Raw genomic sequence first — 20,081 nt, 5'->3', positions numbered from 1 at the left:
TATCCGCACCGCGCACAGTGCCACGAGCCACGGTTTGCCCAGGCATAATCGGGCCTTAATCCCATGACCTTTTAATCGGCTTATTTACGCGGGTATCAGCATGCATGTACTGGTTTGCGAAGACGACGAACTGATTGCCAGCGGCATCAAGGCCGGGCTGACGGCACAGGGGCTGACGGTTGAGCATGTGAGTACCGCCGCCGCAGCACGGGCCATGCTCAAGGCTGCCGAGTTCGACGTCATGGTGCTCGACCTGGGCCTGCCCGATGAAGATGGCCTCAAGCTGCTGCAGCAGTTGCGCCAGCAGGGCCTTGAGTTGCCGGTGCTGATCCTGACCGCCCGTGACTCGGTCACCGACCGTGTCGACGGCCTGCAGGCCGGTGCCGATGACTACCTGCTCAAGCCCTTCGACCTGCGTGAACTCGCTGCCCGCCTGCATACCTTGTTGCGCAGGGTGGCCGGGCGCAGCGTCAACCTGATCGAGCACGGCAGCCTGACCTACGACCCCAGCAGCCGCGTGACCCTTCTGGGCGGCCAGCCGGTGGACTTGTCCCGTCGCGAGCAGGCGCTGCTGCAAGCCTTGCTGCACAACCGTGGACGGGTGCTGTCCAGCGAGCAACTCAAGGACAGCATCTATGGTTTTGGCGACGAGCTGGAAAGCAACGCCTTGAACGTGCATATCCATCATCTGCGACGCAAATTGGGTAACGGTATCGTTGAGACCGTGCGTGGCCTGGGCTATCGCCTGGGCCCGGCCGACAGCGCAGAGTCCGAAGCACGATGAGCTTGCGTCTGCGTCTGAGCCTGACCATCGGTTCGGCGTTTGTGCTGGTGTGGGCTCTGGCTGCAGCCTGGATGCTCAGCGACCTGCGTCAGCAGATGATGTTCTCCCTCGACCAGCGCCTGGTGGCCTCGGCTCGCATGGTCGCCGGGTTGCTGGAGCAGCTGCCGCAATTGCCGGTCAAGGGCGAGGGCACCCATTTCAGTGCCGAGCAACTGACCATACCTGGCGGCATGGCCTGCCAGGTCAGTTCGCTGCGCGGCGAGGTTCTGGCCCGCAGCCACAACAACCCTGACCAGCCGATGCAATCCCAGGCGGCGGGTTTCCATGATCAGGTCATCGATGGCGCGACCTGGCGTACTTTCACCCTGGACCGTGGCGATGTGCGTATCACCACGGCCGATCGCCAGGTCGAGCGCGAGGCCTTGAACCTGTCGGTGCTGCTGGCGGCCTCGGTGCCGGTGGGCATGGCATTGATCGTCTGCTTGCTGCTGCTGTGGCTGGGGATCGGCCAGGGGCTGGCGCCACTCAATCGCATGCGCGATGCCCTGATGCGCCGTGATGCCGATTCGTTGCAGCCGTTGCACATTTCACCGTTGCCCGGCGAACTGAAACCGCTGCTCGATTCACAGAACCAGCTGTTTGCCCGTATCGCCAAGACCATCGAGCGTGAACGCCGCCTGACCGGCGATGCGGCCCACGAGCTGCGCAGCCCGCTGACCGCGATCAAGACCCACCTGCAAGTGGCGCGCATGACCGACGGCGAGGCCCGCGAACAGTCACTGGCCCATGCCGAGGCCGGTGCCGACCGCCTGCACCGCACCCTGGAGCAATTGCTGTTGCTGGCGCGGGTCGAGGGCAGCCTGTCGTTTGACGACGGGGTCAATTGTTCGGCCGCACAGGTGGCGCATTTCGCGGTGCACGATGCGGCGGCTGGCGATGGTGAGCGTATCTGCCTGCAGCTGCCGCCCGACCTGCCGGACACGGCGCTTGAAGTGCCTTCGGTACTGGCCATCGCTGCGCTGCGCAACTTGCTGGACAACGCCTTGCGTCATACCCCGGCGGGCACCCGGGTGGAGTTGACCGTGGCCGTTGAAGGTTCACAGGTTAAATACCAGGTCCGTGACCACGGCCCCGGTATCCCTGCCGAAACCCTGCAACACATGACCCAGCGCTTCTGGCGCAATGGCAACAGCAACGGCTGCGGCCTGGGCCTGGCGATTGTTCAGGCGATTGTCGAGCGTTGCCGCTGTGAACTGAGATTCGACAGCCAGCCCGATGGTTTGCGGGTTGAATTGCGCATGCCGTTGAAAAGGAGCGCTTGAGGCGCATCCTCTGTGGGAGCGGGCTTGCTCGCGATACAGGCAACGGGGCCTTGCAGGTCGTTTGAGGTGATGCCATCGCGAGTAAGCCCGCTCCCACAATAAAAGCGACTTTCGGCCGCCCACGGTACGAATACGCTCCAATGTACTGATTTCGTTACAACTTCAGTCGGACCATGGTTTACAGTACCCGCGCTCCACTGAACCACCCGCAAACGCTTATTTGTGGAGTGATTCCATTACACACAAACAGACTCCACGGCGCATAAACGGCCCGCTTGACCTCTTGTACGGTGCTGGCACAGAACGTGCTCATGTCCCTTTGTCCGCTCTGGGTAAACATGATGTTTATCTGGTCCAGGGACCCCGTACAAGAACAATAAAGAGGATGATTCATGCAAAATCACCGACCTGATACCCAGGAACCGGAGCTGCAACGCAGCCTGTCCAATCGCCATATCCAGCTGATCGCCATTGGCGGTGCCATCGGTACCGGTCTGTTCATGGGCTCGGGCAAGACCATCAGCCTCGCCGGTCCCTCGATCATCTTCGTCTACATGATCATCGGCTTTATGTTGTTTTTCGTGATGCGTGCCATGGGCGAGCTGTTGCTGTCCAACCTCAAGTACAAATCCTTTATCGACTTCTCCGCAGACCTGCTGGGCCCCATGGCCGGATACTTCACCGGCTGGACCTACTGGTTCTGCTGGATTGTGACCGGCATTGCCGATGTGATCGCGATCTCCGGCTATACCCATTTCTGGTTCCCCGATATCCCGTTATGGCTGCCTGCCATCGGCTGCGTCGCGTTGCTGCTGTCACTGAACCTGATCACGGTGAAGATGTTCGGCGAACTGGAGTTCTGGTTTGCCATGATCAAGATCGTGGCCATTTGCGCACTGGTCTGCACCGGGCTGTATATGGTGACCACGGCGTTTCAGTCACCCACCGGCAATTCGGCATCGCTGGCCAACCTGTGGAATGACGGCGGCATGTTCCCCCATGGGCTGATGGGCTTTTTCGCCGGTTTCCAGATTGCCGTGTTTGCCTTTGTCGGCATCGAGCTGGTGGGCACCACTGCGGCGGAGACCAAAAACCCGGAGCGCAACCTGCCGCGGGCGATCAACTCGATTCCGCTGCGTATCATCATGTTCTACGTGTTTGCGCTGATTGCGATCCTGGCGGTCACCCCGTGGCGTGATGTGGTGGCTGACAAAAGCCCGTTCGTTGAACTGTTCATGCTCGCCGGTTTGCCCGCAGCCGCAGGCATCATCAATTTTGTGGTGTTGACCTCGGCAGCGTCTTCGGCCAACAGCGGTGTGTTCTCCACCAGCCGCATGCTGTTCGGTCTGGCAATGGATGGCGACGCGCCGAGCAAGTTCAAGAACCTGTCGAGCCGTGCGGTACCGTCCAATGGCCTGATCTTCTCCTGCATCTGTCTGTTGGCGGGCGCGCTGGTGATTTATGTGGTGCCCAACCTGATGGAGGCCTTCACCCTGATCACCACGGTATCGGCCACCTTGTTCATGTTTGTGTGGACCATGATCCTGCTGTCCTACCTGGCCTATCGTAAAAAGCGCGATCACCTGCACCGTGCCTCGAAGTACAAAATGCCGGGTGGCAAGTTCATGGTCTGGGTGTGCCTGACCTTCTTCGTGTTTATCCTGACTTTGCTGGCGCTGGAAGATGACACTCGCCAGGCGCTGTACATGGTGCCGGTGTGGTTTGTGGTGCTGGGCCTGGGCTATCTCACGGTGCTGCGCAACAAGCAGGAGGCTGCGGACCTGGCTTGCCAGACCGACTGATGGCCGCTTCACGACATTGATTCTGCCCGGGGGGCGGCACAGGGCGTGCCGCCCCTCGTTGTTTGCTGTCAGGGAGTGCCAGGCCATGCGAATTCACGTTACCTTCAAAGACCGCGTCGGCATCACCCAGGAAATCCTGATGCTGCTGGGCGCGCGCAATCTCAACCTGGACGCGGTGGAGATGAGCCCGCCGAATGTCTATATCGATGCACCCACTCTGTCGCAAAAAGTGCTGGAGGAACTCCACCACGCCTTGCTGGGGGTAGCAGGGGTGCAGGCTGTGGACCTGGTGGACATCCTCCCGGGCCAGCGCCGCCGCCTGCAACTGGAGGCCTTGCTGGCCGCCATGAGCGATCCGGTGATGGCGGTGGATCCCGACGGCTGCGTGCTGCTGGCCAACCCCGGGCTGACGGATCTTTATGGCAGCGACCCCACCGGAGAGCCGTTGTCGAATCTGTTCGCGGCCCCTGACCTGGCCCGTACCCTGATCGATAAAGGCTTTCGCCTGCCCATGTGCGAAGTGAATTTCAAGGGTCGCGACCTGCTGCTCGATGCCACGCCCATCAGCGGCGGCAGGGATGTTCTGGTGGGCGGGCTGTTGACCCTGTATCCGCCGAGCCGTATCGGCGAGCGGCTGGCGTCCTTGTTGCGCGACCCGGCTGAAGGGCTGGAGGCATTGCTCGGCAAGTCACTTGTGCTGGAAGAACTCAAGACGCGGCTGCACAAAGTGGCGAGCCTGGATGCGCCGCTGCTGATCCAGGGCGAAACCGGCACCGGCAAGGAACTGGTGGCCCACGCCTGTCATGCCATGAGTGCCCGCCGTGACGCATCATTCCTGGCCTTGAACTGTGCAGCGCTGCCCGAGAGCCTGGCCGAAAGCGAGTTGTTCGGCTATGCCGCCGGGGCCTTTACCGGTGCCCAGCGTGGCGGCAAGCCGGGGCTGCTGGAATTGGCAGACCGTGGCACGGTGTTTCTCGATGAGGTGGGGGAGATGTCTCCGTACCTGCAAGCCAAGCTGCTGCGGTTTCTCAGCGACGGCTGCTTTCGACGTATCGGCGGCGAGCGCGAAGTGCGGGTCAATGTGCGGGTGCTCTGCGCGACCCACCGCGACCTGGAGCGCATGGTGAGGGAGGGGACTTTCCGTGAGGATCTGTATTACCGTCTTAACGTCCTCAATTTGCTGGTGCCACCGTTGCGCGACCGTGGCATGGACATTCTGCTGTTGGCCGAACACTTTCTGCGCCAGGCCTGCGAACAGATTCACCGCTCGCCCTGTCAACTGGCTGTGGCGACCCATCCGCTGTTGCTGGGCAATCGCTGGGCGGGCAATGTGCGGCAACTGCAGAACGTCATCTTCCGCGCAGCAGCCACCAGCGAGGGCGATGTGATTGATTGTGGGGATCTGGAACTGGCGGGTACCGAGCTGACCGGCCAAAAGGCGGCCAGCGAAGAAGTGACCAGCCTGGAAGCGGCGGTGCAAGGCTTTGAAAAAACCTTGCTGGAGCGTTACTACGTGGCCTATCCATCGACCCGGCAGTTGGCCTCCAGGCTGCAGACGTCGCATACCGCCATTGGCCAGCGGTTGCGTAAATACGGCATAACCTCGCGTTCGTAACCCGCACCGCTGAACGGTAGATACTCTGTTGGAGATCGAGCCCTATTGTGGGAGCGAGCCTGCTCGCGAACGACCTTCGCGAGCAGGCTCGCTCCCACAGTTGCAGTTTTTCCTGTAGCCGCTGAGCTCCTCAGCGGCTGCATTCAGTGCGCGTAGCGTACGTTGGTTCGAGTGGTGTGATTCTGCTCCAGTGGAATGATTTCGCTCCGTGCCCATCCTGACCCCGCCCTTGCGGGATCAACCCGCCAGACCCCCTCCAGAGCTGGAGCAGTTTCACTCCACTGCTTTCGTCACAATGCGTTCTTATTTTTTAACTTATTGATTTTAAAGGTTTTTTAAAACTTGGCATTGCCTTTGCTCTTGTCCTGTCAGTTGCGCCTGTTCGTCCTGCACCAGGACACATTGATAACAAGAGAAAAGTCCATGAGCACTCTGCGTTTTACTCCTGAACACGAATGGCTGCGCCTGGAAGCATCGGGCCAGTTGACCGTTGGCATTACCGACTTTGCCCAGCAGGCACTGGGTGATGTGGTGTTTGTGCAGGTACCCGAGCTGGGGGCGTTCGAGGCAGGTCACGAAGTGGCCGTGCTGGAGTCGGTCAAGGCAGCCAGCACTATCACCATGCCGCTCACCGGAGAGGTGGTGGCCGTTAACCAGGCTCTGGCCGATGACCCGGCACTGGTCAATGCCTCACCCATGGGCGAAGGCTGGTTCTTTCGTATTTGCATCGAAGACATGTCGGCTTTCAACGATCTGCTCGACCAGCAGGCCTATGACGCCTTTGTTGCCGAAAACGGCTGATATCGCCGCGCAGGCATTGCTTGAATCTCTAATAAAAAGGAAATCCCTCATGTTCCATAAAAGCCTGACCCTGTCCGATTTCGACCCCGCCCTGTTCGACGCCATTACCCGCGAGGCGCAACGTCAGGAAGAGCATATCGAGCTGATCGCCTCGGAGAACTACACCAGCCCGCAAGTAATGCAGGCCCAGGGCACCGAGCTGACCAACAAATACGCCGAAGGCTACCCGGGCAAGCGTTATTACGGCGGCTGTGAGCACGTTGATGTGGTCGAACAACTGGCCATCGACCGCGCCAAACAATTATTCGGCGCAGGCTATGCCAACGTCCAGCCGCACTCCGGCTCACAAGCCAACGCGGCGGTGTACCTGGCGTTGCTGCAAGCAGGCGACACTCTTCTGGGCATGAGCCTGGCTCACGGCGGCCACCTGACTCATGGAGCCAAAGTCAGTTCATCGGGCAAACTGTACAACGCGGTGCAATACGGCACCGACGCCAATGGCCTGATCGACTATGACGAGGTCGAACGCCTGGCCCTGGAGCATCGGCCCAAAATGATCGTGGCCGGGTTCTCGGCCTACTCCAAGACCCTGGATTTCCCGCGTTTTCGTGCCATTGCCGACAAGGTCGGGGCGTATCTGTTTGTGGACATGGCCCATGTCGCCGGGCTGGTGGCCGTCGGTTTGTACCCCAACCCGCTGCCTTACGCTGATGTGGTCACCACCACCACCCACAAGACCCTGCGCGGGCCGCGGGGCGGGCTGATTCTGGCCAGGGCTGATGCCGATCTGGAGAAAAAACTCAACTCGGCAGTATTCCCCGGCGGGCAGGGCGGCCCTCTGATGCATGTAATCGCTGCCAAGGCGGTGTGCTTCAAGGAGGCGCTGCAACCAGGCTTCAGGGACTACCAGTTCCAGGTGATCAAGAATGCCCAGGCCATGGCTGAAGTGTTCAAGCAGCGCGGCTATGACGTGGTTTCCGGCGGCACCGACAACCACCTGTTTCTAGTCAGCCTGATCCGCCAGGGCATTACCGGCAAGGATGCCGACGCAGCACTGGGCCGTGCCCATATCACTGTCAACAAAAACGCTGTGCCCAACGATCCGCAGTCACCGTTCGTGACCTCGGGCCTGCGTATCGGCACCCCGGCGGTGACCACCCGTGGCTTGCAGATACCCGAGTGCCGTGCGCTGGCCACCTGGATCTGCGACATCCTCGACCATCCGGGCGATGCGGCGATCGAGGCCCGGGTTGCCCGTCAGGTCGGCGAGCTGTGCGCACTGTTTCCAGTGTATTCGGCCTGAATGCATACCCGTGTGGAGCCAAGTCATGAATGCACCATTGCCTGTTACCGGCCGCCCGCAGCCCTTGCAGACAGGGGTAAAACTGCGGGGAGCCGAGAAGGTGGCGCGTATCCCGGTGAAGATCCTGCCCACCGAAGAAATCCCGCGCAAGCCAGAGTGGATCCGCGTGCCCATTGCCACCTCGCCCGAGGTGGCACGGGTCAAGGCGCTGCTGCGTAAGCACAAGCTGCACAGTGTGTGCGAAGAAGCGGCCTGTCCAAACCTGGGCGAGTGTTTTTCGGGCGGTACAGCGACCTTTATGATCATGGGTGATATCTGCACCCGGCGCTGCCCGTTCTGCGACGTGGGGCACGGCCGGCCCAAACCTCTGGACAGGGACGAGCCGAAAAACCTGGCGATTGCCATTGCCGACCTGGGCCTCAAGTATGTGGTGATCACTTCGGTGGACCGTGATGACTTGCGCGACGGCGGCGCGCAGCACTTTGTCGATTGCCTGCGTGAAATCCGCAAGCTGTCGCCCGGTGTGCAACTGGAAACCCTGGTGCCCGACTATCGCGGGCGCATGGATGTGGCGCTGGCGATCACTGCGCAGGAGCCCCCCGATGTGTTCAACCACAACCTGGAAACCGTACCGCGACTGTATAAAGCCGCACGCCCGGGGTCGGATTTCGGGTGGTCACTGGATTTGCTGCAGAACTTCAAACACCGGGTGCCCCATGTACCGACGAAGTCGGGACTGATGCTGGGGCTGGGCGAGACGGACGAAGAGGTGATCGAAGTGATGCGGTGCATGCGCGAGCATGAGGTCGACATGCTGACCCTGGGCCAGTACCTGCAACCTTCGCGCAGCCACCTGGCGGTACAGAGGTTTGTGCACCCTGACACCTTCGCCTGGTTTGCCGAAGAAGGGTTGCGCATGGGCTTCAAAAACGTCGCCTCGGGGCCGTTGGTGCGCTCGTCCTATCATGCGGATAAACAGGTGCAGGGGGGGCACATCGGCTTAGCCGGGTGCCACAAGCCCGCTCCCACAAGTACAGGGTTTACTTCTGAACAAGAGCCTTGATGATCGCTTCAAAGTTGCCCTGCAACTCAGTCACGGGATCGGTGCCATCGGCACCGATTACCACCAGCGTGCTGCCACCCTCGGCAATGGCTTTTTGTACCTCGGCTGAAGGCTGGCGATGGTCCAGCACCAACGCCACTTCATTGTTTTTCAGGGTTTGGGTCAACCCTTGCAGTGATTCCGGTGTCCAGGTTTCATCACCCTTGTGATTGACCTCGACCCGCTCCAGATTCAACCCGCCAATCAGGTAATCCAATCGGTCGGACAGGCTCACCACACTCAAGTTGTCCGCCTGGGCCAACTGCGCTTCGCTGTCGGCGCTGAGCTTGAGCAGGCGCTGCTTGAGGCTCGCCAGATTGGCTTCGATCTGCGGCTTGGCATCCGGTGCCAAGCGCACCAGATCGGCAGCGATCACATCCGCCATGCGCCCCATATTGTTGCTGGTCAGCCACGGTTGGCTATTGAGGCCATCGACATGAACACCTGGTTGCACGGCAATGCCCGGCAGGCTGCCGTCCACCGGCCGCGCCGCGTCCACTTCAACAATGCGGATATTGCTGCGCCGCGCCATCGGGTATAGCGGATCGTCGCTCCACACGGAGCGCAGGCCGATCACCGCATCGGCTTTTGTGGCCAGCGAGTGCAGGGCCGGGGCACCACGGCTGCTGAAATAGGCACTCTGGCGGCTGCCCGGCAGGTTGGCCGGTGCTGCCCGTTGCAGTTTCACGCCGCTGTCCTTGAGCAGCAGTTCGCTCAACCCAAAGGTAATCGGCAGGCTGGCCAGTACGGTGGTTTCGGCCAGCACCGGGGTGCTCAACAGGCCGGTGAGGGCCAGGGCGAGGGTCAGTTTGCGCAGAGTGAACATTTATCCAATATTCCCTTTCAGGCTGGGCACCACGCCACGGGCGATGGCGGCGAGGGCGAAGGCGATGCCGGCCATCAGAATGATCGCGGCACCGGACGGGATCGGCAGGTCAAACACGATGGGCAGCAGAATGCCGCACAGGGTGCTGACGGTGGCGATCAGCACCGAGATCCAGAAAAACCCCTTCAGCGACTGGCTGAGCAATCGTGCCGCCGCCGCAGGAATCACCAGCAGGGCGCCGACCAGAATCGCGCCGATAACTTTAACGGCGGCGACGGTGATCAGCGTCACCAGAATCACGAACAGGTAGTCCAGCGCCTTCACGGCCACCCCACGTACAGCGGCCAGTTGCGGGTTGAAGCTGGCCAGCATGATGCGGTTGTACAGCGGCAAGCTGAGGCCCAGCACCAGCGCGCCGACCACAGCCAGTACCAGCAGGTCGTTACCGTTGACCGTCAATACCGAACCGAACAGCACGTTTTCGAGGATGTGCACGTTGATCTTGCCGGCCAGAATCAGCAGCAGGCTCGCGCCCAGGGCCAGCGACACCGAGAGGAACACTCCGATCAGCGTATCCGGTGCCAGCCCGGTGCGGTTGCGCAGGTAGTTGAGCGAAATCCCGAACAGCAGGCAGTAGCCGAACAAGCTGCCATAGGGGCCGGTGTAGGGTTCGCCGAGCAGGATGCCGATGGCCACGCCGGTCAGTGCGGCATGGCCCACGGCCTCGGAAAAAAACGCAAAACGCTTGACCACTACCAGGGTGCCCAGGCCACCCAGCACGGGGCCGATCAGCAAGCCTGCGAGCAGGGCGTTGACCACAAAGCCATACGCCAGTACTTCTGGCAGATAACCGGCAGACGCCCAGCCCTGGACTAGCAAGCGGAAGGCTTCGTAACTCATGAAAGGGCGCTCCCGTGAGCCTTGGGATGGGTCGAAAACAGCGTGAGCAAACGTTCCGGGCTCAGGGTTTGTTCCGGAGCCCCGTCGAACAGCACCTGGCGGTTGAGCCCGGTGACACGCTCGGCCAGGCGCTTGACGGCGGCCAGGTCGTGTTCGATCCACACCACCGTGACCCCGGCCCGGCGCCAGTCCGTCAGCAGTCGCTCAAACACCTGGGCACCGGCTTCGTCCAGGGCCGACATGGGTTCATCCAGCACCAGCAATTGCGGTGCCGGGATCAGGCCCTGGGCCAGCAGCACCCGCTGGCGTTCACCGCCGGACAGCGCGCCCATGCGCCGCTTGCGTTTGTCTTGCATGCCCACCCGTTCCAGCGCTTCGCCGATGGCCGGGGCGACCTTGCGCGACAACCCCATAAAGGCCGGGCGACGCTGGCACATGGCGGCCATAAAATCATCGACGGTCATCGGCAGGCCACGGTCGAATTCCAGTGCCTGGGGCACATAACCGATCAGCCCCGGCTCACCGGGCCAGTTCAGGCACAGGCGACCCTGATGGGGCATTTGCCCCAATAGCGTCTTGATCAGCGAACTTTTACCGCCGCCGTTGGGCCCTACCAGGGCATGCACACTGCCAGGGCGGATGCTGAAGCTGACATGATCGAGAATGGGCGTGCGCCCCAGGGTCAGCGACACTTGGTCAAACTCCACCCCCGGCCCGCAGGCCGTGACGCAGAGGCGTTCGGCGGCGGTCATGCGCCGGCCTCCTGGATTGCCCGGACCACGGTATTGAGGTTGCCGGTCATTTCTTTTTCGTACTTGTCGGCGCTGTAGTCACCGTAGGAAATGTGCGACAGCGGGTACAGCCTGACCCCTGACTCGCGCTGAATGGTGTCGACGTAAGTGGACGGGAAATCCATCTCGGAGAAGATCACCTTCACATCCAGTTCGCGCAATTGGTCGATGGTTTTCTTCAGCTGGCTGGGGCTGGGCTCGATACCGTGGGCAGGTTCGACCACAGCGGTGACTTCCAGGCCGAATTCCCGTAGCAGGTAGTCATAGGCCGCGTGCACCGTGGCCACGCGCAGGTCGGCATTGGGTGCCTGGGTCAGCTTGGCCAGGGCATCTGCGCGCATCTGGCGCAGGCGTTTGCCGTAGGCGCGGGCATTGGCGGTGTAAGCCTTGGCGTTGGCCGGGTCGAGCTTGCCCAGTTCACGGGCAATGTTGTTGACCTGAGCGATCGAGGCGCTGATGGACAGAAAGGTATGCGGGTTGACCACCTTGCCTGCACCCCGTGCCGCGTTACCCGTGGCGGCCAGCAGCGGTACGTTCTGGTTGGCCTCGATCACCGGGATCTGCGGTTTTTCGCTGGCCTCGATCATGCGGTCGGCGAAGTCATCATGGCCCACACCATTGAGCACGATGACATCCAGGGTGCCGATGCGCTTGATGTCTTCAGCGAGGGGCTCGTAGGCGTGCGGGTTGAACCCGGCCGGAATCAGCGGCACCACTTCAGCCCTGTCACCGACGATGTTTTTCACATAGCTGTAGTAAGGGTGCAGGGTGATGCCGATACGCAGCGGCTTGGCCAGGGGCGCGGGCGCGGTGTCGGCGCTGACCAGGGGAGACAGGCAAAGGGCGAACAGGCTGGCCAGCAACAAGGTGCGGCGGCGCAATACAGATGAAATCGACATGGCGAGCAGTCTTCTCTCAGGGCAAGCGGTGGGTTCAGTGGCGGTGCTGACGGGTAACCCCGGCATCGAATTGCGCGATCACTTGTTGCCAGCCACTCTGGTTGAGGGCGGCATCGTCAAGGTCGGCAGGGACACTGGCGCCGGGATTGCGGTTAAGCCACACGTCCGGTTGATCGCCAATGCGCAGCAGAAACGAGCCTGCCACTTCAGGGCTGGGGCTCAGGCCCAGGTACGCCTGCTCGCCGAGCAACTGCCAGGCGTGGTTGCCACGGCTCACCGAACTGGCGTCTTGGGCAAAGGGCGCGAAGCCTTCTTCGGCCAGTTGCGCGGGTTGGGGCAGGGCGGCGGACTCTTCGCGCAGCAGCAGGATTTCGTCCAGGGTGACCCGCAGATCGGCATAGATCCCTTGTTCGGCGGCATTCAGGTCGCGGCGCGCATCCAGCTGATGGGCCGCCACCGACGTCACCTCGCTGGATTCATGACGCCAGGCCACCACCGAGCCGGCCACGGTCACAATCAGCAGGCACAACAGCAGCACATACAGGGTTTCATGCCCCGCCCCGGCCGGGCGTACGACTTGAGTACTCATGGGGCCTCGATATCGGCTTGGTCGATTTCAACGATATGGCCGGGGCCGGCGTCGAAGAGCACATAAAACTCGGCATCCGGACGTTTGAAGGTCAGGGTCGAATCGGCCCCCAGCTTGCCGGGTACCAGGATGGTTTCGTCGTAGCCGATCACGTCCAGGGTCACCCCCGGTGCGCCGCTGCCATCAGAAAACCCGCCGGTGCAGCGGATTTGTCCGTCTTCAATGGCCTTGCATTCGCACATCGGGTTGTGGGCCTGTGCCTGGCTGCAAACGCCGATCAAGGCGATCAGGGCCGTTGCCAGGGCAGGTGTTTTAAACAGGCGCGCATGCATTATTTCGCTCCTCGTTGGGCCAGCCAGGCGAGGGTTGCCGGTGAGGCCTGGCTCAGGGGAATGGCGGCCTGGTGCATGGAGCCGTCCCACCCTTCGAGGGTGATCCACAGCTCGGCATCGGCCTTGGTGCGTTCCGGGATGGGCAGGGTGGCGCCCATGCGATAAGGCGTGCCGAAGAAAATCACCCCGGCGGCGCGCAGGCTGCGCGGTTTGCCGATACGCAGGTAGGCGGCCTTGACCTGATCGATGCAGGTGTCACACAGGGCCGCGTTAAAACTTTTCATATAACCTGCCGGGCCATCGGGGCGCGGGGCCTCGTTGCGCAACTCGGCCAGTTGCAGGCTCCAGGGGCCGACCTGCACGGTGCCGATGTCGCGCTCGCCCAGGCCGCTGTCGCCGCGAAACAGGGAAGCGTCGGCAAAGTACTTGGGCATAAAGCCCAGCGGGACCAGTAACAGCAGGACATTGATGTGAAAGCGCCATTTGTGCCACAGCCGGCTCAGGGTGGACGCAGGCTGTGCAGCCGCTGCCTTGCTCATACATTGGCCTCTTCGTGCTGTGGTTTATGCGCCGAGACGGCGGCTGCCCGCCGGGGTTTTTCGCTGCGCTTGAGGGCATTGGCGGTGGCCAGGGCCGTCCGTTTGGTCCAGATCAACAGGCCGCTCAACACCATCATGCTGAGAATCAGGCCGAAGAAGAACCAGATCAGCTTGACCCACAACCCGCCAAAATCGCCGGTGTGCAGCGGGCGCATGGACTCGGTCACCAGCTCCAGCCCGGAGCGGTCGGCAATCATCCGTGAGCCTTCGATTGCGCCGTTGTACGGGTTGATGTCGGCAGTCTGGAACAGCAGCGGGTACCAGCCCGGGCCGCCCACCTCGATATGCCCGTAGGCATTGCTCGGCAGGCTGACAAAGCTGGCTTCCAGCCCCGGGATGTTGTCGGCGGCAATCTTGACCGCCTGATCGAGGCTGATCTGCGGTGCTGGCTTGCCGTCCGGCATAATCGGCACATCCTGGCGGGCCACAACCGGCGGGTTGCCTGCGGTCGAGATGGAGATCTGGTTATCGAACATGAAAGCCTGGATCAGGAACCACAGGCCGGTGATGGAAATCACCGCAATAAACCAGATCGACCAGATGCCGCACAGGCGATGAAAATCCCCCCAAAAAATCCGCGCCCCGTGTTTGAAGCGCAGGTTGGGCTTGAAAAAGCCTTTCCAGAACTTCTTGTAGACCACCAGCCCGGTGATCAGCGATGCCAGCAGCGGCAGGCCGAGGAATGACACCAGGTACCAGCCCCAGCTATAGCCGTTGGTAAAGGGCACCAGCCACCAGCCGTGGAGGGCGCGGGTAAAGGCCTTGAAGTCAAAGCTGGGGCTTTCGCCCTGGATCACCCCGGTATAGGGACTGATATACAACGATGGCGAGCGGCCGTCCGGGTACACCACGCTGGCCACCAGGGCAAAGTGCGACTCGTCCGGGCGGCTGATCGACTGTACGGCCAGCGTCGGTTCGGCCTTGTGAATGGCGCTCAGTACCTGCTCGTAAGTCAGCAGGGGTGCATCATCGGCCGGTTGTGTGGCACGGGCCTCGGGGGTGGCCAGCCAGACGATCTCCTGGCTGACCACAGCCAGCGTGCCGGTCACGCAGACAATCAGCACAAAGAACCAGATGGGCAGGGTCATCCAGCTGTGAACCAGGAACCAGAGTTTTGAACGGGATTTTTTGGACATGGGAAACGGCAAACTCGCGGCGGGGCGGGTGTGTAATCGCCATTGAGAAGCGACTGCTTATCCATGTAGGACGGATGAGAAGAGCAAAACCCGAAGCTAGATATGTAAAAAATTGTTTCTTGTTCTCATTCGCCTGTAGCAGCTGACGAGCGGAGCGAGGCTGCGTTCGGCAGCTGCTACAAGGGCCAGTATCACCCTAGCGACCGACCCTGCTTCCAATACCCCATCAAGGTCAGGCCCGAACGGTCCATGCCGCACTCATGGACGAAAAACCGCCTGATCGCCATCACCGCCATCGATTCCCCGGCTACCCAGGCATAAAACTCATTGTGTTTGGCGCTGGCCCGATCCCACAGGCGCTGGTTATCCAGATCCAGCTCTTGCAGTTCAGCGCACGCCCGGGCCTGCATGCGTCTGGGCGGCAGGCTGGCCAGTTCGCGGGCGGCCAGGAGCATGCCATCGCCATGCTGTTTGCCCAGGCTGGCACGCGGCAACCAGTGCACCTTGGTGTTCGGGCCACAGAGCAAGGGCTGGCAGTCGGCTTCTTGAGGAACTTCAATAAAGGCCTGGACCTGGGGGGTGTCGGGGTGCAGGGCAAGTTCTTCAAGGATGCCGGCAATGGCTGGCAGCGCAGTTTCGTCGCCGATCAGCAACAGTTTGCGCATGCCTTGCGGTGGCTGCCATTCATAGCCACCGGGGTCGTCGGTGCAGGCTGCATTGGGCGCTGCGATCTGCAGGCGATCCCCCGCCCTGGCCTGGCTAGCCCAGCGTGTGGCGGGGCCGGTGACGCCGTGGAGGACGAAGTCGATATCCAGTTCGCCGGCCTCTGTGCGCAGGTTGCGAAGGGTGTAGGAGCGCATGGGTGGCACTGACTCGGGGCTCATATCCCGCAGGGGCGCTCGCCAGTCGCTCTGTTTGGGCAGGTTGGCGGTGGCGCCGTTGGCGTTGGGGAACAGTAGCTTGACCCGTTGGTCGGGTGCCAGGGTGCGCATCAGCGCCACATCGCTACCGCTGAACACAAAGCGCGTCAGTGACGGGCTCAAGGTGATGCGGTGCTTGAGCTGGATATCGAACAGACGATATCCCGCAGGCTTGCTCAGACGATTGCGCAGGTTTTGCACCAGGGTGGCAGCGGTGGACATAACAGCACCTCAATAGCAGGAGTCGTCTTGTATAACGAGCCATTGCGCGCCGAATTTAAGGGGCTGGGGGTTAGGCGCCGAACCCGATCTGTGCAATCAGCCACAGGTTGGCGCAACTGATGACTGCAAACAGAAACCACGCCAGCAGCCGCGTCGGCAGTCGGTTGGCGAACGGGCCCATAAGTCGTTTGTCGCTGGTCATGCGGATCAGCGGGTACAGGGCAAAGGGCAGTTGCAGGCTGAGTACCACCTGGCTGAGGATCAGCAGCTTGCCCACCGCATCGTCGCCCATCAGCCACACGCCCAGGAATGCAGGCACCAGCGCCAGCCCGCGGGTGATCAGGCGCCGTTGCCAGCAGGGAATCTTCAGGTTCAGATAGCCCTCCATGATCACTTGCCCGGCAATGGTGCCGGTGAATGTCGAGCTTTGCCCCGAGGCCAGCAATGCCACGCCGAACAGGATGCTGGCCATGGCTCCGCCCACCAGCGGGTCGAGCATGCGGTAGGCGTCCTGGATCTCGACCACGTCGGTATTGCCGGTCTGGTGGAAAGCGGCCGCAGCGAGGATCAGGATGGCGGCATTGACCAGCAGCGCCAGGGCCAGGGAGCCGATGGTGTCGATGCGTGAAAGGCGTACGGCATCCAGTTTGCTGGCGTAGTCGCTGCCGGTCAGGCGTGTCTGGACGATGGAGCTGTGCAGGTACAGGTTGTGCGGCATCACGGTGGCGCCAATGATGCCGATGGCGATGTACAGCGGTGCTGCGTCGCTAATGGCCGACAGTGACGGTTTGAAGCCCTCGAACACGTCGGGCCAGTAAGGTTTGATCAGTACCAGTTCGACAAAAAAACAACCGACGATAGTCATCACCAGCGCCAGCATGATCGCTTCAAGTCGGCGAAATCCCCTCCCTTGCAAGGCCAGCACCAGCAAGGTGTCGAAGGCAGTGAGGGCGATGCCGGTGGTCAGCGAGCAGCCCAGCAGCAGATGGAACGCCAGCGCGCAGCCGAGTACTTCGGCCAGGTCGGTGGCGATGATCGAGATTTCCGCCAGCAGCCATTGCACCCGCGCCGAGCGCTTGCTGTAGCGCTCACGGCACAGCTGCGCCAGATCGCGGCCGGTGGCGATGCCAAGGCGCGAACACAGGCATTGCACGGCCATGCCCGCGAGGCTGGCGAGCAGTACCACAAACAGCAGGTGGTAGCCGTAACGTGAGCCGGCTTCGATGGCGGTGGCCCAGTTGCCGGGGTCCATATAGCCGATGCTGATCAGCAGGCCGGGCCCGGCAAAGCGCAGCACGCGCCTGAAAAACGGCGCGCTGGCGTCGACGGGCACGCTGCCACTGACTTCGGAGGGGCAGAAGGGCGCAGTGGCGGTTGTTGGCAGGCGGAATTTCAAGCGCAGGCTCCGGGTCAGGCAGGGTGGGGCAATGGCACCGGGGTGAGAACGGGTTTGCCGGCAAAAAACGCCCGCAGGTTATCGACCACCAATTGCACCGTGGCTTCGACCGCATCGGGTGACTGGCCCGCTACATGCGGGGTCATGACCACATTGCCGAGGGTTTTCAGCGGGTCGGGTACCAGGGGTTCGTCTTCAAACACATCCAGCCCGGCCCCGGCGATTTTGCCGGCGGTCAGGGCGCTGATCAGCGCCTGGGTATCGACCACACTGCCGCGGGCAATATTGATCAGGTAGCCCTCGCTGCCCAGGGCGTCCAGCACACGGGCGTTGACCAGGTGATGGGTGGCGCTGCCACCGGGGGTGGCGATCATCAGGAAATCCACCGCAGCGGCCAGCTCAAGCACGCTGGCACAGTAGGTGTAGGGCGAGTCGGGGTGCGGCTGGCGGCTGTGGTAGCGGATGCTCATGTCAAAGCCGTGGGCCGCACGATTGGCGATGGCAGCGCCGATGGCGCCGAGGCCGATAATGCCCATGCGTTTGCCCGACAGTGACGGCTGGCGCACCTTGACCCATTCATTGCGGCGGATGCTGGCGTCGGCCTGGGGGATGCCGCGCACCACGGACAACAGCAGCGCCATGGCGTGGTCGGCAACCGATGAAGCATTGGCCCCGGCGCCAAAAGTCACGGTAATGCCCAGGTTGCTGGCGGCCTGCAAATCGACCTGTTCGAAGCCGGCGCCGATCACGCAGATGATTCGGAGCAGGGGCAGGGCGGCCATTTCATCGGCCTGCAAGCCCAGCGGGCCGCGAGTCAGCACGGCGTCGATGCGGGCGCCGTGTCGGGCTATGGCTTCGGCGCGGCTGGCGGGGGTGGGCGCAAGGATCAACTCGTAGCCCTGATTCTCCAGCATATGCAGGTAATCGTTAACGCTCTCTACCAGCACCAGCACAACGTGGGGCATAGGTCTCTCCAGCCAGGGGATGTCGGGAATGAGCCGAGATTAACACCGGTATAGGCTGTTTTTCCCCGTATCAATTCGATACAAACGCTCTATTACAGCTTTTTTCAACCGTGTGGCGGCCGGGCTGAGTCCTGTACTGGAGCCGGGCCGGGTCGGCCTGTTACCATTCGCCCTTTGTTTTATCTTCACTTCGAGACCGCCCATGACCACCGTTCGCACGCGCATTGCGCCATCGCCTACCGGCGACCCCCACGTCGGCACCGCTTACATTGCTTTGTTCAACTACTGCTTTGCCAAGCAGCATGGCGGCGAATTTATCCTGCGGATCGAAGATACCGACCAACTGCGCTCGACCCGCGAGTCCGAGCAGCAGATCTACGATGCCCTGCGCTGGCTGGGTATCACCTGGAGTGAAGGCCCGGACGTCGGCGGCCCGCACGGCCCGTACCGTCAGAGCGAACGTAGCGACATTTACAAGAAATACACCCAGCAACTGGTGGATATGGGCCATGCGTTCCCGTGCTTCTGCACGAGTGAAGAGCTGGACCAGATGCGCGCCGAGCAAATGGCCAAGGGCGAGACCCCGCGCTACGACGGTCGTGCGCTGCTGTTGTCCAAGGAAGAAGTGGCTGAACGCCTGGCCGCTGGCGAACCTCACGTAATCCGCATGAAAGTGCCGACCGAGGGCGTCTGCGTGGTGCCGGACCTGCTGCGCGGTGACGTTGAAATCCCGTGGGACCGCATGGACATGCAAGTCCTGATGAAAACCGATGGCCTGCCGACCTACTTCCTGGCCAACGTGGTCGACGATCACCTGATGGGCATCACCCACGTACTGCGTGGCGAAGAGTGGCTGCCATCGGCACCCAAACTGATCCTGCTGTATGAATACTTCGGCTGGGAACAACCGCAGCTGTGCTACATGCCGCTGCTGCGCAACCCGGACAAGAGCAAGCTGTCCAAGCGCAAGAACCCGACTTCGGTGACGTTCTACGAGCGCATGGGCTTTATGCCTGAAGCGATGCTCAACTACCTGGGTCGCATGGGCTGGTCGATGCCGGACGAGCGCGAGAAGTTCTCGTTGCAGGAAATGGTCGACAACTTCGACTTGAGCCGTGTATCGCTGGGCGGGCCGATTTTCGACGTTGAAAAGCTGTCCTGGCTCAATGGCCAATGGCTGCGTGATTTGCCGCTGGACGAGTTCGCCAGCCGCGTACAGCAATGGGCGCTGAACCCCGAGTACATGATGAAAATCGCGCCGCTGGTACAGGGCCGTGTCGAGACGTTCAGCCAGATTGCACCGCTGGCCGGGTTCTTCTTCTCCGGCGGCCTGCAACTGGATGCCAAGCTGTTTGAGCACAAGAAGCTGTCCAACGAGCAAGTGCGTCAATTGATGCAGTTGATCCTGTGGAAGCTGGAAAGCCTGCGTCAGTGGGAAAAGGACGCCATCACCGGCAGCATCCAGGCCGTGGTTGAAAGCCTGGAGTTGAAGCTGCGTGATGCCATGCCGCTGATGTTTGCCTCGATCACGGGGCAGGCCAGCTCTGTGTCGGTGCTGGACGCCATGGAAATCCTGGGGCCGGACCTGACCCGTTTCCGTCTGCGTCAGGCGCTGGACCTGCTGGGTGGCGTGTCCAAGAAAGAAAACAAAGAGTGGGAAAAGCTGTTTAACGCGATTGGTTAACAGGGCGTAAAAAACCGTAGCAGCAACTGTCTTGCCCAGTCATTCACGTTCGCCATGCTGTGCCGTCGCGCAGCATGGCGTTAAGCCGGATCA

The 20,081-nt window shown here is 61.6% G+C and carries 19 protein-coding genes; 8 read left to right on the top strand and 11 right to left on the bottom strand.

Going from position 1 to position 20,081, the window contains the following annotated elements:
- The first annotated feature begins 100 nt into the window (after positions 1 to 100).
- The 7 genes from GHN92_RS15585 (at position 101) to lipA (ending at position 8,690) form a co-directional block, all read left to right on the top strand.
- Positions 101 to 784 (top strand): response regulator, encoded by a 684-nt coding sequence (locus tag GHN92_RS15585; RefSeq protein WP_095002735.1) that lies wholly within the window; start codon positions 101 to 103, stop codon positions 782 to 784.
- The gene (locus tag GHN92_RS15580; RefSeq protein WP_095002734.1) at positions 781 to 2,106 is read left to right on the top strand and encodes an ATP-binding protein; all 1,326 of its coding nucleotides are present in this window, start codon (positions 781 to 783) and stop codon (positions 2,104 to 2,106) included. Before GHN92_RS15585 ends, GHN92_RS15580 begins: the two co-directional genes overlap by 4 nt.
- A gap of 392 nt (positions 2,107 to 2,498) precedes the next feature.
- On the top strand, positions 2,499 to 3,908 hold the full coding sequence (gene cycA / locus GHN92_RS15575) for a D-serine/D-alanine/glycine transporter (RefSeq protein WP_153380548.1): 1,410 nt from the start codon (positions 2,499 to 2,501) through the stop codon (positions 3,906 to 3,908).
- Positions 3,909 to 3,993: 85 nt separating this feature from the next.
- Complete coding sequence (locus GHN92_RS15570; RefSeq protein WP_095002732.1) at positions 3,994 to 5,523, top strand: sigma-54-dependent transcriptional regulator; 1,530 nt, start codon at positions 3,994 to 3,996, stop codon at positions 5,521 to 5,523.
- A 423-nt stretch (positions 5,524 to 5,946) separates the two neighbouring features.
- Entirely contained in the window at positions 5,947 to 6,324 is a 378-nt protein-coding gene (gcvH, locus tag GHN92_RS15565; RefSeq protein WP_133144960.1) for a glycine cleavage system protein GcvH, read from the top strand.
- Between the two features lie 49 nt (positions 6,325 to 6,373).
- Positions 6,374 to 7,627 carry a serine hydroxymethyltransferase gene (gene glyA / locus GHN92_RS15560; protein ID WP_153326524.1) on the top strand — a complete coding sequence of 418 codons (1,254 nt, stop codon included), beginning with the start codon at positions 6,374 to 6,376 and terminating at the stop codon, positions 7,625 to 7,627.
- Between the two features lie 25 nt (positions 7,628 to 7,652).
- Positions 7,653 to 8,690 carry a lipoyl synthase gene (gene lipA, locus GHN92_RS15555; RefSeq protein WP_256666472.1) on the top strand — a complete coding sequence of 346 codons (1,038 nt, stop codon included), beginning with the start codon at positions 7,653 to 7,655 and terminating at the stop codon, positions 8,688 to 8,690.
- Here lipA and GHN92_RS15550 read toward each other — a convergent pair.
- The 11 genes from GHN92_RS15550 to GHN92_RS15500 form a co-directional block, all read right to left on the bottom strand.
- Positions 8,668 to 9,555: a metal ABC transporter solute-binding protein, Zn/Mn family gene (locus GHN92_RS15550; protein WP_153380546.1), complete on the bottom strand. Its 888-nt coding sequence runs from the start codon at positions 9,553 to 9,555 to the stop codon at positions 8,668 to 8,670. The genes lipA and GHN92_RS15550 overlap by 23 nt on opposite strands.
- Positions 9,556 to 10,455: a metal ABC transporter permease gene (locus GHN92_RS15545; protein ID WP_095018972.1), complete on the bottom strand. Its 900-nt coding sequence runs from the start codon at positions 10,453 to 10,455 to the stop codon at positions 9,556 to 9,558. It lies immediately after the preceding gene.
- On the bottom strand, positions 10,452 to 11,207 hold the full coding sequence (locus GHN92_RS15540) for a metal ABC transporter ATP-binding protein (RefSeq protein ID WP_095018971.1): 756 nt from the start codon (positions 11,205 to 11,207) through the stop codon (positions 10,452 to 10,454). Before GHN92_RS15540 ends, GHN92_RS15545 begins: the two co-directional genes overlap by 4 nt.
- Positions 11,204 to 12,145, bottom strand: coding sequence for a metal ABC transporter substrate-binding protein (locus GHN92_RS15535; RefSeq protein WP_153380544.1), 942 nt, complete (start codon positions 12,143 to 12,145; stop codon positions 11,204 to 11,206). The genes GHN92_RS15540 and GHN92_RS15535 overlap by 4 nt, the downstream gene beginning before the upstream one ends.
- Positions 12,146 to 12,179: 34 nt before the next feature.
- A complete protein-coding gene (locus tag GHN92_RS15530; RefSeq protein WP_095002724.1) occupies positions 12,180 to 12,734 on the bottom strand; it encodes a DUF6162 family protein in 555 nt (184 codons plus the stop codon).
- Entirely contained in the window at positions 12,731 to 13,066 is a 336-nt protein-coding gene (locus GHN92_RS15525) for a hypothetical protein (RefSeq protein ID WP_095002723.1), read from the bottom strand. The genes GHN92_RS15530 and GHN92_RS15525 overlap by 4 nt, the downstream gene beginning before the upstream one ends.
- A complete protein-coding gene (locus GHN92_RS15520; RefSeq protein WP_095002722.1) occupies positions 13,066 to 13,605 on the bottom strand; it encodes a thiamine pyrophosphate-binding protein in 540 nt (179 codons plus the stop codon). The genes GHN92_RS15525 and GHN92_RS15520 overlap by 1 nt, the downstream gene beginning before the upstream one ends.
- Positions 13,602 to 14,801 (bottom strand): PepSY domain-containing protein, encoded by a 1,200-nt coding sequence (locus GHN92_RS15515; RefSeq protein WP_095024078.1) that lies wholly within the window; start codon positions 14,799 to 14,801, stop codon positions 13,602 to 13,604. The genes GHN92_RS15520 and GHN92_RS15515 overlap by 4 nt, the downstream gene beginning before the upstream one ends.
- Positions 14,802 to 14,992: 191 nt before the next feature.
- On the bottom strand, positions 14,993 to 15,943 hold the full coding sequence (locus tag GHN92_RS15510; protein ID WP_153380542.1) for a siderophore-interacting protein: 951 nt from the start codon (positions 15,941 to 15,943) through the stop codon (positions 14,993 to 14,995).
- A gap of 70 nt (positions 15,944 to 16,013) precedes the next feature.
- On the bottom strand, positions 16,014 to 17,339 hold the full coding sequence (locus GHN92_RS15505) for an Nramp family divalent metal transporter (RefSeq protein WP_095002719.1): 1,326 nt from the start codon (positions 17,337 to 17,339) through the stop codon (positions 16,014 to 16,016).
- Positions 17,340 to 17,353: 14 nt separating this feature from the next.
- Positions 17,354 to 18,304, bottom strand: coding sequence for a 2-hydroxyacid dehydrogenase (locus GHN92_RS15500; protein WP_153380540.1), 951 nt, complete (start codon positions 18,302 to 18,304; stop codon positions 17,354 to 17,356).
- A 202-nt stretch (positions 18,305 to 18,506) separates the two neighbouring features.
- Between GHN92_RS15500 and gltX the strand changes: the two genes are divergently transcribed.
- Positions 18,507 to 19,988: a glutamate--tRNA ligase gene (gltX, locus tag GHN92_RS15495; RefSeq protein ID WP_095002717.1), complete on the top strand. Its 1,482-nt coding sequence runs from the start codon at positions 18,507 to 18,509 to the stop codon at positions 19,986 to 19,988.
- The last annotated feature ends 93 nt before the right edge of the window (positions 19,989 to 20,081 follow it).

It is taken from the genome of Pseudomonas sp. FSL R10-2964 (genome assembly GCF_009600035.1).
GTDB lineage: Bacteria > Pseudomonadota > Gammaproteobacteria > Pseudomonadales > Pseudomonadaceae > Aquipseudomonas > Aquipseudomonas bubulae.
This window is presented reverse-complemented; position numbering and strand designations above follow the sequence as displayed.

Coding starts and splice junctions, on each gene's coding strand:
- GHN92_RS15570 (WP_095002732.1), top strand. CDS start 3,994: ATGCGAATTCACGTTACCTTCAAAGACCGCGTCGGCATCACCCAGGAA.
- GHN92_RS15585 (WP_095002735.1), top strand. CDS start 101: ATGCATGTACTGGTTTGCGAAGACGACGAACTGATTGCCAGCGGCATC.
- GHN92_RS15580 (WP_095002734.1), top strand. CDS start 781: ATGAGCTTGCGTCTGCGTCTGAGCCTGACCATCGGTTCGGCGTTTGTG.
- cycA (WP_153380548.1), top strand. CDS start 2,499: ATGCAAAATCACCGACCTGATACCCAGGAACCGGAGCTGCAACGCAGC.
- gcvH (WP_133144960.1), top strand. CDS start 5,947: ATGAGCACTCTGCGTTTTACTCCTGAACACGAATGGCTGCGCCTGGAA.
- GHN92_RS15515 (WP_095024078.1), bottom strand. CDS start 14,801: ATGTCCAAAAAATCCCGTTCAAAACTCTGGTTCCTGGTTCACAGCTGG.
- lipA (WP_256666472.1), top strand. CDS start 7,653: ATGAATGCACCATTGCCTGTTACCGGCCGCCCGCAGCCCTTGCAGACA.
- GHN92_RS15525 (WP_095002723.1), bottom strand. CDS start 13,066: ATGCATGCGCGCCTGTTTAAAACACCTGCCCTGGCAACGGCCCTGATC.
- GHN92_RS15510 (WP_153380542.1), bottom strand. CDS start 15,943: ATGTCCACCGCTGCCACCCTGGTGCAAAACCTGCGCAATCGTCTGAGC.
- GHN92_RS15530 (WP_095002724.1), bottom strand. CDS start 12,734: ATGAGTACTCAAGTCGTACGCCCGGCCGGGGCGGGGCATGAAACCCTG.
- GHN92_RS15500 (WP_153380540.1), bottom strand. CDS start 18,304: ATGCCCCACGTTGTGCTGGTGCTGGTAGAGAGCGTTAACGATTACCTG.
- GHN92_RS15545 (WP_095018972.1), bottom strand. CDS start 10,455: ATGAGTTACGAAGCCTTCCGCTTGCTAGTCCAGGGCTGGGCGTCTGCC.
- GHN92_RS15540 (WP_095018971.1), bottom strand. CDS start 11,207: ATGACCGCCGCCGAACGCCTCTGCGTCACGGCCTGCGGGCCGGGGGTG.
- glyA (WP_153326524.1), top strand. CDS start 6,374: ATGTTCCATAAAAGCCTGACCCTGTCCGATTTCGACCCCGCCCTGTTC.
- GHN92_RS15520 (WP_095002722.1), bottom strand. CDS start 13,605: ATGAGCAAGGCAGCGGCTGCACAGCCTGCGTCCACCCTGAGCCGGCTG.
- GHN92_RS15550 (WP_153380546.1), bottom strand. CDS start 9,555: ATGTTCACTCTGCGCAAACTGACCCTCGCCCTGGCCCTCACCGGCCTG.
- gltX (WP_095002717.1), top strand. CDS start 18,507: ATGACCACCGTTCGCACGCGCATTGCGCCATCGCCTACCGGCGACCCC.
- GHN92_RS15535 (WP_153380544.1), bottom strand. CDS start 12,145: ATGTCGATTTCATCTGTATTGCGCCGCCGCACCTTGTTGCTGGCCAGC.